This is a genomic window from Bacillus sp. B2-WWTP-C-10-Post-4 (assembly GCF_009183805.1).
Taxonomy (GTDB): Bacteria; Bacillota; Bacilli; order Bacillales; family Bacillaceae_G; genus Bacillus_A; species Bacillus_A cereus.
Genome location: NZ_WEII01000098.1, coordinates 1 through 13641, shown reverse-complemented (window position 1 = coordinate 13641; position 13641 = coordinate 1). Strand labels below are relative to the sequence as shown.

The window sequence follows — 13641 nt, the reverse complement described above, 5'->3', positions numbered from 1 at the left end:
TAAGATGTCAGACCTAATTGAAAATATTTGTAAAAATCGTTATAATAATGGTAATTAAACATATCATTACTCCCATGTAAAAGGACAAATCTATGAATCCTTATTAGGACTAGATTTGTCTTTTTGTCATTGAAAATAAAAAACAACATATAAAAAAGGAAAAGGGTTGTTTGTCCGTTTTCCTTTTTTATATGCCAGCAACCGAGCGCAGCAAAGGGCGGTAGCAGGTCTTTCACTTATTTTTTGTTATAATATATGATAAGAATTTAGGTAATTATAAAGAACAAGGGTATTAGTTTAGGAGTAGCATTTTCTGCTTATTTAGCAGAAAATGGACATAAACAATCTAGGGTTGAACGTTATAATTACGATATTAAAGGTTTTTATAAGTGACTAAGAGTAAATGAGAAACTCCTACATATCAAATCATGGAGTGAACTACCTAAAGAAAATTATTAGGAGTATTTCTATGAGCTAGAAAATAAGGCACAGAATATGACGGTTCTTAAATAAATTGAACATGTTTATACTTCAGTAGATGATTTTCACCTCTCCTTAATTCCTGATCAATCACTAAGTAATAAGGATTTTATAATCGAAGCAGAAAAAAAACTATTAAAACAAACTATACTTTCAACAAAAGGATTAACAGAAAGACAAGTTAAATACCGCCCTCTTATTATGGATAGAAACGCTTTTATAATAGATTTAGTAGTAAACTATGGGTTGTCCTTACAAGAGCTTGTATCGCCTAATATGAGCCATATACAGCTTGCTCTTTAATTGTTCCAGGAGAAAATGGTGTAACTTGGTCTGTTTCCTTAACCAAGGAAGATACAAAGCATCTTTACAAATACTATATAACTATTCCTGAACATGTAAGGCTTAGACGGTATACAGATAATCCTTTGTTTATAGCATTTAATTTTAATCAGGGAACATATCGTTGAGTTTACGAAAAAGATGCGCCAAAGGCTTTGTCTGAGGTTGCAATACAAAAGATGATTCGACTTGAATTAAAACGTGAAGGGTTGAATAGACGTATCTTGGCGCAGCAAATGCGAAATACATTCATTGTTTGTCTTATTAGGCAAGGCTCTTAATTACTGTTATCACGAGAGGTTTAGAAGTGTATAAACAAGCGATTAGCTGCTTATATATCTGTATTAGCCTAGATATTTTGTAATGTCAGTGAGATATCAGCAATCATAGAAGTGTTTCTACTCCAACCTAGGAAGCCAAGATATCAATAGGTTTTGTACGGTTCTCTAGCAGAATCTCAGCAATTGTATTACATAATAGTGACAACGGACTATCTTTTCCCCACTTTAACCTACAAAACAACAATCTTGAGATAAATTGACTTTTTTCATTTCCTCTTTAATTTCTCTATAAGTATTCATCATTATATAACTTGCCCCTTCTTTTTTACATAGAAAAAGAGAGTCCCTTGCTATAGGAACCCTCTCTTATACATATCCTCTATTTTTAATCAATCACAATTTCATGTATATTTAGCTTGTTTAATTTTTCATTATAGAAACTCATTACTTTTTGAGCATGTTGAGCCATTAATCCATCTTGGACAGTAAGTGCTTCAAAATACGGATAACGAATGTTTGTAACATAACCATTCAGCTGCACGTATTGTTCTAAAATCAATGAGAACTCCTCATCTAATTTAAGACAAAATTTGTGCAGCATTAAAAGGTTATGAGTTTTAGGGGCTGTTCTAATGTTTAGTGTAAGAAATCCTTTTAGAGGTTTCCCAACACATTGTTGACTATGGTAACAAATAACTGAGGCAGGGAAAGGTTTCATGTGAGTTAAGTACCTAGCAGAATCTAAAATAGATTTTGCAATGAATAGCAACTCTTCTAGATCCTCAGTATTTTTCATATAAAACTTGCCCCCCTAGTGCAATTTTGTATTCCATGGTTACATTACGGTTAGCACGTTCTTGAAACTCTTCAGGTCCATATACTAAAATATCAACTGGTGTTTCCATCACATCGTAAATACCCCAATTGATAAGATTAATCACTTCTCTTTTTCTTGTTCCTACACCATCCACAATAATACAAAGATCAAAATCACTATCTTTATTTGGTGTACCATAAGCATGAGAGCCAAAAAGGATAATTTTTTGGATAGAAGACACGGTCTCACAAATTTTTTGTACTAATAGGTTTAGCTCTCTTTGTACTTCCTCGTTAATCCAAATCACCCCTTGGAAAATAGAATTATATTGACGTTTAAGTATATTATATATGCGCTTCTCTTCTCCTTACTATTACATATTTATTTTCATATTGTGCCCTTATTTCTCAACGTCCTTCAATGCTTAATAACATTTGTAAACCTTCTTGAAGTCTTGTTAGAACCCATCATCACTGATACCTTATTCCTTAACTTTATGAAGGACGAAAGTCCAAAGGTAAGTGAAAGTTAAATTAGGGGTTACTTGTAATAGAATGCTTTGTTCCTCTGTAGTTGTATATGAAGCAATGTTCTGTATGTAAATACATCTAAAGATTACCTTTCCAGTGGTCTTTAGATGTACTCCGCAATTTAAGTTTTTTAGAAAGCCTTTGTTTTTAATAATGATATCTTGGAGGTAGTGGCTGTGGATTGAGTTCTACAAAAGTACCAGGAGGTAGTGGTTGTGGGTTGAGCTGTACAAAAGTATTCCATGACCCATATGGAATATACTGCATAGGATTTGGTGTAAATGATGTATATACCTGTAGATGACAACACGGAACTATATGCATTAATATTTCATCTCCTTCAAAATAATAATTCGTTCATGACAACTTATGTATTCTAGATTTAAGTAAAGTAGTAATACTGCCTAATTTTTAAAAATAGTTAAATCCAATTTACTAGGACAAAAATACATTCATACAATGAATATATTTTTGGATGAGAGGGGATATTTTATGGGATTTGAACCAAAAGACACAGTCTTAAAAATTGCTGAATTGGATAATATCCGCTTAACTAAAATATACTTTGCCCCAGGCTGGATTGTATTCAACAGTAGTACTGGAGATAAAAGCGATGTTTTTATGTCTATATCTAACGTTACTGGTACAGTTATGCTAAATTCTGATAAGAGTAGTCAAGTTAGTTTTTCATACATCCTAAATAACAACAGGACCCTCTTGGGGGAAGTAGTGTGGAATCCGGTTTTTAAGATTCTTTATTTAACCAAAGATGGAGGGTTCCTTACTGAATGGCGGGATATTGTATCACCTGATTGTAGGTTAAAGAACTATACTGTCACGCACACTTGGACTATTCCACGCAATATTTATGATGACTTTGGGAAAATTCGTACTTTTCTTAGTACCTCCTCAGCACCTTGGTATCCTTGTCCTAGGTAACAAAAATTATTAGTCAGATTATAAGAAATAGGATGTCTCAATTTTAAATTATTGGCTTTTATCGCTAAAAATTAAATAAACTGTCATCTAAAAAGAAACTCTAGGTTAGTCAATAATTCGTATAGGATGCAGTTTCTATTTCATTTACAATATTTATTATACATGCTTCTCTGCAGTGTAATAAAAAAGACATTGAACAAATACGTTTAATGTCTTTTTCCCTCTAATATACTTGCCTTGTTTATTTTGTATTTATATACCAAGTAACTGCTTCTTTTTGGCGTTAAACTCATCTTCTGTAATAACACCCATATCGCACAGCTCTTTGAATTTCTTTAATTCGTCTGCTGTTGATATTGGAGCAGATACTGCTTGTGGTTGAGCTTCAGTAGGTTTGCTTTTTAAAGCATCTAGAACTTGATGGATATGATTATTAATGGATTTTGCTGAATCTTTATCTAACGCAACTTTGATCTTTTCTTGCGGAGTATCAATTGTTAGAAAGCCTAACCACATCCCTATTTCAAAAGATATATCATTTATCTTTTCATGATCTACTGCTTTGAATTTTTCCCCAGTCATTGTTTTTTGTCCGAACATAATGCGTTTATTACTTATGGCGTAGGCATAATAACCATCATGCTTTGTTGTAGATTGATAATCGTGCATTCCGATATAAGTCATATGAATTTTTTCGCCATTCATCAAGTTATCTTCTAATACCTTGAAGTGTTTTACACCCCACTTTTCATTAAAGCCAGAACCGAATGTATTATCTATACAGAATTGATACATTCCTTCAGCGCATGACAATGGATCCTCAGCAAGTTTTGCTACCTTTGCATCGATTGTAGCTTTCAATTCTTCGATAGTGTCCGTACTTACACTTACAACACCCAAGCCACCTGCTTTATGAAAGCAATCTGGGCATAGCCATGCGTCAGATTTTAGTATTTTATAACGATTTAAACCAACCTTTATATCACAAACACCACATACTGCCTTTTTAAAAAAAACCATAATTTTCCCTCCAGTTATATATATCGAATAGTAGCAAACAAACCTAACATTCTACGGAATATTATAATTTATAAATATAAGTATAACACACCTAAAACACTATAGGATGCCAAACAAAGCCTTAACCATTTGTTTCTCTATAGTTTAAAAGGAAAAAAGACATTGAAACCAACTGTTCAATGTCTTTTTTCTTTTTAAATGTTTGTATACTCAAAGTATAATTTTTCTGGTTTTCCATACATGTTAATTTCATTTTGATATACGACAGCTAATGGCTGAGACATCTCAATGCTTTCCACATAGGATAATGAAGCAGTTGCTTCTATTTTTTCTTTAATCTCATTAGGAATGGATGAGTAAGATAAGTTATTCATTTTACTTCCTAGTTTAGTATCTGTAGCAGCTTCATAATAAATTTCGGTAATTAAGACTTCATTATCATCTGGATCATACATGTATCCTCGATTAACTGTAATCATATTATATAACTCCTCTCAAGTTTCATATTCTAATTCCTTGTGCTTTTAGCATTGCAACAAGTACTTTACATATTTAGATTCCCTTGTTCTTCTCTTTCGAATGCCAGTATGAATTGATTCTTATTACCTTACCTAATAGTTAAATTTTGGGATTTACAATAATATAAAGGTTTGATTTTATAGATAGTAAGTTCATAACATTTAACGTGTTAATTAATTTTTCTTTTGAAAGTTTTAAATGATTTCCCCTATTGATAATGTTGGCTTATCTAAAGTAATTGCATGTTCATATTTCATCATAAATATCCTCTTTTCTAAATAAAAAGCACGAAATATGTGCGTTTATCCATATTTTTTTATGCTATGCTCTGTAAAAATTCATATAATCTCCCCTCTAAATTAAACAAAAAGCACAAAATATGTGTTTTCTCATTTAGCATACTTTTAGTCCTAAAAGTTTATGTATAAGTGATTCCTAACTCGAAGACAACACAAAAAGGACTTCTTCAAGTCGATTAAAATGTGCATAGCAAAATAAGCTATATATACACTAATCGGCTCAAAGAAGCCCTTTCATAATTGAAACAAGAATACAACTTGTTTCTAAAACTCAACCACAACACATAGGGTGTGGGAATAAACGGAATCAATTAAACAATAAATATAGATTTATATTAAACTATTTTTATATTATATTCAATTATTTTCAATAGAACAGGGATAAGAAGGAAGTTTATATGCAGATCCCACATGTATTGTATAATAATGCCCCTGAATCCCCTGCTATAAATCCCCTCTTATATTCAATCCCTGGAGTTACTTCATGTACTGTATTTCAAAATATAGCTTTTCTGGCTTTTGATTTTGAACTAAATAACAAAGTATTTCCTTTATATTTTTTTCTTCTACTTCAACACTTTCCATATAGGTCATACTTTCGTTTTCCTGGACCTTTTGAAAAATAGCAACAGGTACTTTAACTGCATCAAATACACCCATTTTACTGCCTAACTTTTTTTCTGCTGTACCATCATAGAAAATTTCATTTACTATTACCTCATTATCATCAGGATCGTACATGTACCCTCTTTGTATACGTAGCAATATAGTACTCCTTTCTTGTATATTCCTCCAATGAAATAACTATATTTGTATATAATGTTATTTTATTAACAGGTGTCAAAGAATATTATTTCGCAAAATCTGTGCTTTGTATAGAGGTAGATACAGGATTATTAATTTTGTTAAGTTTTTTTGAATACTCCAAGCTAATTATAAAATAAACAAGCCACCCTTAAAGCGAAAGCTTGTATGGTGGCTTAGTTTTCTATAAATAGCTTTGTATCTAATTGTTTGATCTCCCCTTCTGCAAGAGGTTGATAAAAAGCGTGTTGTAATCCTTGAAAATGTAAAGATTCCCCTATGCATAACAATACTTTACCAGGAATTAAATCAAGTAATAGTTCATTATTAATTTGCTTTGCTTGTTTTTTAGTAGAAACATAAATAACTAAGATTGTAGGGTTATTCCCTAAGTCCTGCATAATAACATCTTTTCCTGACTCTACAAAAGTCTTCCATCTAGCAATTATTCGTTTTAATCGATTCTTTTGATCAGATAATAAGGTGGAGTATACAACAAAGTTAAATTTACGTTCTTTTCCTCCATTTACTATAAAACTTAAAGAAGGGGTAAAAACCCCTTTACTAATAGATGGATGCATAATATGACCTAAAAATGAAGAAGCGTAGCGTAAATGACAAAGTAGGTCTATGTCATGCCAATAACGCAGGTGAACATATTTACCATGATTGTCAAGACGCTCTGGGGCAAAGAAGAACATATTTCCTTGCCAGTATTTTAGTAGTTTAAATCCATTATTTGATAAGGTATATGTTTCTTCAAAGATTTCTATATCCAAAATTTCTACTTGCCATTTTTCGATAAATTGATAGTAAAGTAATCCTTGAATTGCATTATTAATTTTCTTCCGCGAAAATTTATTCTTGAATAGATATAATAAATGATTAAACCGAACGGATGTATGAACACCAATAAAATTGAGTATAGCATATTGTTCCTCTGTTAAAAGCTGCTTAAACTTAACTAATTCGTCATAAGAGTGGAATACATAGGTTTTATCCAAATCATGTATCCGATATATTTGAAGTCCTTGTACATCCTCACTTGATAAATGAGGAATAGAAGGAATATAAGTATACATTTGTTTCTCTATTGCACGCATAATCATCGATTAAAATTGGTAAATTGACGAATTAGATTTTTTACTTTGGCCTTGCGGATAATTTAGGATACGTACAGTTCCTCTTCTATTTTTAGCATCAATATTAAGCAGCTCACATGTAACAATTGTTTGGTTTATTGCGTCATCCACGGTTGGATTTGCCAGATTACGACCTTTTAGCCCTTTAAACTGAATACCTGGTGCAACTTCTACGAAAATCCCAGCAATAGCATCTACACCTACAATTTTACCTACAAAGCGGTCACGTCGTTTGTTTAATTCTAATAATTTTTCCATTGGATCCGTTTCTAGTTTCTTTTTATTTCCTCTAAACTCGTAGCGCCCATCCTTTTCCACTACTTTATCGATGATAAGCTCTACAACATCACCAATAATAATATCCGCCGAGCGAACGAATGAATGGGACCATTGCGAGTATCTTACTCCCACTGTTACACCATGAACTTCAACCAGAATTGTTTGTGCAGATGGAATATGTCCAGAAACTGTTCCTGTGTATACTTTATTCCCCTCTTGTTCTACTATTTCTTCATATAATTTTCTTTGCAGTGCAAGTTCTCCTGCGGTGATAGATACAACAGCAAAGTTCCCTTCCTCAGTTCTTTGGAAATGCTCAATAATAACGGGTTTTGTTTTACCTATCAGCCATTGAGGATTTTTAGGAATATTTATACCTGCCTCTGTAAGTGGACAATATGCTGTCGTATGAGTACCAATTTGCATTGTGAGCACTTGTATCCGCTCAGATGTCCCGTTTTTAGTTGGGAATAATTTTTCAGATACTATGGTAATTAAGCCTTTCCCTACAGTACGTTCACGTTTCATACGAGCTAATTCTTCTAATTCATGTTCACGTATTCTTTCAAATTGATTGAAAGTTGATTCTATAAAGATGTCCTCTAGCGTGTTATCCGGTTCAAATGCCATCCCTAGTTCTTTTGTAATATGAGTATTTACCTTATCTTCAACCATTATATTTTCCTCCTAGAACGTAAAAAAGGACACACCTGTACCGTTGGAATGGTACGTAAGGTGTGTCCTTCACGTAAGTCATGTTTTATTTGTATAATTATTAATTAAAATATAACGTTTTTATGTAATTTGTGCAAGTATTATTTTTTGAAAAGGGAAAAGTTAAAATACTATATCTAACCTTTCCTCCTAATTTAAGTTAGATTTTCCCTAAAAATATAATCTTGAATAAAAATTTATTTTAGGTTTCTATAGGTATTAATCAAAAAAATCATCTAATTCCTTACTCATTACATTAGATGTATTTTTCTTTTGTTGCTGGTTTTTATTAAGTAGTGAATTTGTATTGTTATACGTATTCTTTTGTTTGGCTTTTAAGTTTTTTTTGCGTTCTTTATAGTCGATATGTTTATCTTCATGCTGCTCTTCATTATTTCTAGTGTTCTCTACCATATTCTTTTCTAAGTTTTGATGAACAGTAATGCTAATAGATTCGTAAACTTTTGCAACCTCTTCATCAAGTTTATTTTCTTTAGTGGGATTAACTGTTTTTGTAGCTGGTTTCAAATTAGTTTTCATATCTGTTTTTGTTTCCTCTAATACTGTGGTTATAAGTCCCTCTGTTAGAAGCTTTTTTTGCAATGGATGAGTTTCTACAGGAATTCCTAAATGAATTGGGTAATCTATATCCCTTTTTGGTTCCAACATAGTATTAGATACCTCTTTCTTCCGTTCTGCTAGCTCCATATTTTTTTTAGGACTTACAAGTTCCATATGTGTCTCCTTTGTTATATTCGGCAGCTCGCCATTCCGTTGTAAGGCATCTTGTAATCTTGAAGCACGTGTATAATCGATTTTAAATGCGTTCTGTAGTGCATTTATAGAAGCAGTCCCTGATTCCTTAACAAAGGATACTACATCATCGTATAGGATATCTTTAAAGAAGCTTGTTTCCTCTTGCTTGGCTTCTATGTCTTCGTTTGGAATGCTCTCTCCTCGTGAAGTTGTATTATCTAAATCTGTATTAGATGAAGGAGTAGTATTGATTTGAGAGCCCTTTAATAATATCGATGTACTATTATTGTTTGTTTCTATGGACTGATTTTGTCCTATTTTATCACCATGCATAGGTGGAAATGATTCTATCTGTTTTATATTATTTGCATCTACATGTTTCATAGGATTTGATTTTGCGATAGATTCTTCAATGAGTCGTAGACGTTCAGTTTCCCAATATTGTCCAGACTTAAGCTCTACTTGAATGATTGCTTGAGCAAATTCCTCTTTGGGTACAAAGTTACTAGTAATTTGTTGTACAGGTTGTACATGATTGTCTTGTACAATACGTGCAGCACAAACGAAGGCACCTTGTGCCATGATATCTCCTGGTGACATAACGACTTCTTTTAATTTTTGATATGTCGAACCTAAGCGACTAACGGGGTTCTCTTGCATAGGAGAGATCCCTTGTTCAGATTCGGATTCTTTAAATTCCTCTGTTTCACCAAACATGTCAGAGAAAATTTTCGCATCATATGGTGTTACATCACCAAATATCATCTTGTTACGGAACGAACCTAATAAAGTAAACATATACTGCTCTGTGAAATCTAAAGCTAATTGAGATAGTGTTTGACTTGCAATTGTCAGAATGACTTTATATTTACGAGATTGTGCAGGGAACTCTTTGAACGGGCGCACAACATAATCAGGGAATTCATCCACAATAATATGATGGTATGGTGAAATATTTGGTTCTCTTCGGAATACAGCATTTTGCATACTTAGTAATACGAATTTTCCTAGTACATTAGAAAGATCTGCAAGTTCTCCTTTGGCTGTATTTACTAGTAAAATACCACCTTGCTCTAAGTGAACATCAAAATCAAAATCTGATTTTCCAAATAAAACACGTCGTATTAAAACATTTGAGGCTAAATCTTTTAAGATGTTACGCAAACCTTTTACATATTCTTCTTCCCGGTCATAATGCATTGGTTTTCCACGATATTTTCCAGATTTATAAACGGCAGGTTCCCCATGGAAACCTGTTTTTTCACGAATGGTATTATCGAACCATTCATCGATACCTTTTATAATCTTATATTCGTTTTTTTGGTCACGTGAAGCAACACCACTTTGAACAAAATCATATAGTTTTTCTACCTGTACTTTTAATAGTTTGTGCATACGGTGTACACGTTCTACATCGTCGTACATATCTATTAAGTCATCAAAGGTCACATCTTTTTGTGGGTTATGTAGTTTTAATAAATAAATATGTTGCTTAAGGTGGTTCCGTTGTGCTTGTTCAAAGAATGCATTATTAGATTCCGACAAACCCTGGATAACCATTGCAAAAACCTCGGCTACTTTATCAACTGGTCCACGTAAAATATTAATGTTTTTGGTATCAGGGTTTGTGGGATCAATATAATAAATTGAACTTTCAGGAATCTTGTGTGCTTGTACTAATTTAAATACCTTTTGACATAAATCATTACTCGGTTCAATAACAGTTATCCCATTTAAAAATGTTCCTTTTACTTCTTCTGTATCATAATTATTCTTTTTATACGTATTTTCAAACTTATTTATAAAACGTACCATCCAGTGTAAATCTTGATTAATCATTGGAATAATTAAACTAGATGTCTTACCAGAACCAATAGGACCAATAATAATTCCATTTAGGGTTCTATCTTTCCCCTTAATTCGAATCATTTCTTTGTGCTTAATATGAGGACCTATCTCAACATCAGGATATATTTGTTCCTCTTGGCTATTAAACCACTTTTGCAACTTATGATTTTTATATTCGTATTTTTGTACCCACTTTAAGATTTCTTCTCTGTAACGGATAATATGGCCACTATACCAAAGAGTAAACAAAATCATAAATACGGTCGGTAAGAATACAAATATCATGGTGAGTGTATGGAAATTTCCTGTTAATACATCCCCTATTGCTTGATATTCACCAAAATTAACATGTTTTGCTTTATTCATAAGATAAGGAATAACTTTCGCATGGATAGGAGTAGTTGCAAACCATAAAAACTGAATATCTACTGCAATATGAGAAGCAATTAAAATTAATAACTTGCCATTTTGAAATTGTAAAGCTGGGATACGGCTGTAGAACCTAAAACTAAATTCTCCTAATAGCAAAGAGAAGAACATTAAAAATAGTGGTACATATGTAATTTCTATAGGATAAGACGGTGGTTCAAATGCATAGTAGAGTAACTGGATATAGTTTACTACACCAAATCCAAATGAAAGGATAAATCCGCTAATTAAGGCGATTGTAGTGTATAATGGTAATCTTTGCTTAGATGTCTCCATAAGGGTTCACCTACTTTTTAAAGACATAGTTGAGCTTTATGGTGTAATGTAAAACGATTATGAAGTTCTGGCTTGAATTGTTCCTTTGATTTTTTTAGAAAGAACTTCGCTGCATCTTCAGTTTGTTTTAAATATAAGTCAATACTATCTCCTTCACACAATTGGTTATATTCTTCTTGAGAAAGTACTGCAATATTTATCTCTAGTTTGTTATTCACCGCAGTTTCAATTATTACATCGTACCAATAATAATTAGGTTTCCCTGGAATTTTGATATCTTGTAGGGAAACGCAAAATTTAGCTCCCCCTTCTGTAATATGTTTAAGGACTAGTTCTGGAGTTTTAAATGCTTCTCTTGCTGAGAGCACTCCCCCAGTAGTTGTTGCAAATTGTAAGTTCATTGTCATTTTCCACTTCCACCTTTCTCCATACAAAAAAAGGCAAGCGACACCCACTGTAAAAACAGCGTGTGTCGCTTGCCTTAATTTCATATGTTCTGATTTGATTGTAGTTTTGAGTGTTTAGTTCAAACGTTATTCTATCACCTTAAATAATAAAAATCAATAAAGATATATAAAAACATATAATAAATAAACGATTAATATAATTCTACAAGTTTACGTCTTTTCGGATTAACGTTATTTGCAGCATGTACCATGATCTGTTCATCGGTTGCTATATTTGTATTTTGAATGGATAGAAGTAGTACATTATCATAAGTGTCCATCAGTAGAATATCTCTAGGATTTTCACGTTTAGGATAGATAACTACAAGCGGAACGCCTTCATCTCCATCCCTTCTTGAAAACACGACATCATCTAATCTTGCAATCATTCGGTAATCATTTTCATTTCCAAAAATAAAAAAGAAATCTTGAATAGAAGCTTTATCTCTCTTGTATGTGCGTCGAAGGCCACCATCTATTGATTCTTTAAACGTTTGAATTTTTTCGACAAAAGTGTAACGCCAATTGACATCTCCTACTGTACGTTGAGATAAAGGAAAAAGAATATCTTGTTCCAAGTTTTGATTATCATTTGTTCCTAGAATGATATCTGAAATAACATCCCCAGCATCTTTCAATGAGCAAATGTGTACATTTAGATTTGGTATATTCATTAATAATTCATGATGCTTCCGCATAGAAAATAATAGATTTTTCATACGTATGTATGGCGGTTCTGCATCTTCAGCAAGGAACATTGATTTGTCGTACATAACAAAGACAACCGTTACATCCTCATTTGTTTTTTTTGCATATTCTATGTACTTCTCTACTTTTTCAACTAAGATAGAATTTGTCTCTTTGCACATGTCCATCTCAATATGGATATTTTTATCTTGGTATGAAATATGTTCATCAGGAATCAAGGCCAATTGGTTGTCCTCAATTTTTATATTTTTTTTCTGGTAAAAAGAACGAATATCCAATTCATATAATACTTCATTGGTTTGTGTCTTCTTTGTAGTCGCTAAAAGAGTACGGATCATGACTTCACGAGAACACATAGTGTGAAGAGAAGTTGTTCTTGAGTACCGTCTTTTTGAACTTTTTTTGGGAATTCTTCCTATTTCCAATAAGAATTCAATTGTCTTTTCTTTTAAGGAGAATAAAGCGCGTTTCGTAATACTGTCAGCCCTTTTATCTATTCTTTTAGTTAACATAGCTCCATATTGTGAGTACCGGTCAAGCTTTGTAAATATGCTAGCTTCAGAACATTCTCTTCCCTCAAATGCACTATATAACTGCGTGATTTGCCTTGTTGTAAGTGCTCTTTTGTAATATAAAACTGTAAAGACAAATATGTCAGCTTCTTTTAAGTGAAAATGTTTTTGGGTACCTGATCTTCTATATTTATACACTTTCTCGGACAATGCATACACCTCTTATATTGAATTAAACTAAATTAAATACTTATTATTTTTAATATACTATTACATTGATGTGGTGGTTGTAAAACCTGAAAAAATTAATAAGACATTTTAATTTTTAGAGGTACTTCATTTTGTACGTTGAAGTTGAGATGAAAACTACTCTTATAAATCTCTTATAAATTATTGATTTATAAGGCTCTATTAAATCGTTTGTTTTGTTAGGACGAGCTACTACTAGATACCTAACAATAGTTATAATGAAATTCAATTTATAAAATAATGTTATGACA

11 protein-coding genes and 1 pseudogene are annotated in these 13641 nt (G+C 32.3%); 2 read left to right on the top strand and 10 right to left on the bottom strand.

What is annotated here, in order from left to right; all coding sequences use genetic code 11:
- Positions 1–273: 273 nt before the first annotated feature.
- A pseudogene (locus GBN78_RS30720) lies at positions 274–1097 on the top strand (integrase); the annotation flags it as partial.
- Positions 1098–1488: 391 nt separating this feature from the next.
- Here GBN78_RS30720 and GBN78_RS24350 read toward each other — a convergent pair.
- Both GBN78_RS24350 and GBN78_RS24345 read right to left on the bottom strand, forming a co-directional pair.
- Positions 1489–1899 carry a HEPN domain-containing protein gene (locus GBN78_RS24350; RefSeq protein WP_000798816.1) on the bottom strand — a complete coding sequence of 137 codons (411 nt, stop codon included), beginning with the start codon at positions 1897–1899 and terminating at the stop codon, positions 1489–1491.
- Positions 1886–2272 (bottom strand): nucleotidyltransferase domain-containing protein, encoded by a 387-nt coding sequence (locus GBN78_RS24345; protein WP_033667292.1) that lies wholly within the window; start codon positions 2270–2272, stop codon positions 1886–1888. The genes GBN78_RS24350 and GBN78_RS24345 overlap by 14 nt, the downstream gene beginning before the upstream one ends.
- 670 nt (positions 2273–2942) lie before the next feature.
- Between GBN78_RS24345 and GBN78_RS24340 the strand changes: the two genes are divergently transcribed.
- Entirely contained in the window at positions 2943–3389 is a 447-nt protein-coding gene (locus tag GBN78_RS24340; protein ID WP_000505330.1) for a hypothetical protein, read from the top strand.
- Positions 3390–3641: 252 nt separating this feature from the next.
- Here the strand turns inward: GBN78_RS24340 and GBN78_RS24335 are convergent, their stop codons facing one another.
- The 8 genes from GBN78_RS24335 to GBN78_RS24300 form a co-directional block, all read right to left on the bottom strand.
- A complete protein-coding gene (locus GBN78_RS24335) occupies positions 3642–4409 on the bottom strand; it encodes a PH domain-containing protein (RefSeq protein WP_000231143.1) in 768 nt (255 codons plus the stop codon).
- A gap of 194 nt (positions 4410–4603) precedes the next feature.
- On the bottom strand, positions 4604–4888 hold the full coding sequence (locus GBN78_RS24330; RefSeq protein ID WP_000633815.1) for a hypothetical protein: 285 nt from the start codon (positions 4886–4888) through the stop codon (positions 4604–4606).
- Positions 4889–5704: 816 nt separating this feature from the next.
- Positions 5705–5992: a hypothetical protein gene (locus GBN78_RS24325; protein ID WP_152127785.1), complete on the bottom strand. Its 288-nt coding sequence runs from the start codon at positions 5990–5992 to the stop codon at positions 5705–5707.
- 215 nt (positions 5993–6207) lie between these two features.
- Positions 6208–7134 (bottom strand): hypothetical protein, encoded by a 927-nt coding sequence (locus tag GBN78_RS24320; protein ID WP_193224755.1) that lies wholly within the window; start codon positions 7132–7134, stop codon positions 6208–6210.
- Positions 7135–7143: 9 nt separating this feature from the next.
- The gene (locus GBN78_RS24315) at positions 7144–8127 is read right to left on the bottom strand and encodes a hypothetical protein (RefSeq protein ID WP_000228952.1); all 984 of its coding nucleotides are present in this window, start codon (positions 8125–8127) and stop codon (positions 7144–7146) included.
- Between the two features lie 258 nt (positions 8128–8385).
- Positions 8386–11475 (bottom strand): TraM recognition domain-containing protein, encoded by a 3090-nt coding sequence (locus GBN78_RS24310; RefSeq protein WP_152127783.1) that lies wholly within the window; start codon positions 11473–11475, stop codon positions 8386–8388.
- A 17-nt stretch (positions 11476–11492) separates the two neighbouring features.
- Positions 11493–11966, bottom strand: a complete 474-nt coding sequence (locus tag GBN78_RS24305) for a hypothetical protein (RefSeq protein ID WP_152127782.1) — start codon at positions 11964–11966, stop codon at positions 11493–11495.
- Between the two features lie 107 nt (positions 11967–12073).
- Positions 12074–13351 (bottom strand): replication-relaxation family protein, encoded by a 1278-nt coding sequence (locus GBN78_RS24300; protein WP_001291941.1) that lies wholly within the window; start codon positions 13349–13351, stop codon positions 12074–12076.
- Positions 13352–13641 lie beyond the last annotated feature (290 nt).

Coding starts and splice junctions, on each gene's coding strand:
- GBN78_RS24315 (WP_000228952.1), bottom strand. CDS start 8,127: ATGGTTGAAGATAAGGTAAATACTCATATTACAAAAGAACTAGGGATG.
- GBN78_RS24310 (WP_152127783.1), bottom strand. CDS start 11,475: ATGGAGACATCTAAGCAAAGATTACCATTATACACTACAATCGCCTTA.
- GBN78_RS24305 (WP_152127782.1), bottom strand. CDS start 11,966: ATGAAATTAAGGCAAGCGACACACGCTGTTTTTACAGTGGGTGTCGCT.
- GBN78_RS24320 (WP_193224755.1), bottom strand. CDS start 7,134: ATGCGTGCAATAGAGAAACAAATGTATACTTATATTCCTTCTATTCCT.
- GBN78_RS24350 (WP_000798816.1), bottom strand. CDS start 1,899: ATGAAAAATACTGAGGATCTAGAAGAGTTGCTATTCATTGCAAAATCT.
- GBN78_RS24335 (WP_000231143.1), bottom strand. CDS start 4,409: ATGGTTTTTTTTAAAAAGGCAGTATGTGGTGTTTGTGATATAAAGGTT.
- GBN78_RS24340 (WP_000505330.1), top strand. CDS start 2,943: ATGGGATTTGAACCAAAAGACACAGTCTTAAAAATTGCTGAATTGGAT.
- GBN78_RS24330 (WP_000633815.1), bottom strand. CDS start 4,888: ATGATTACAGTTAATCGAGGATACATGTATGATCCAGATGATAATGAA.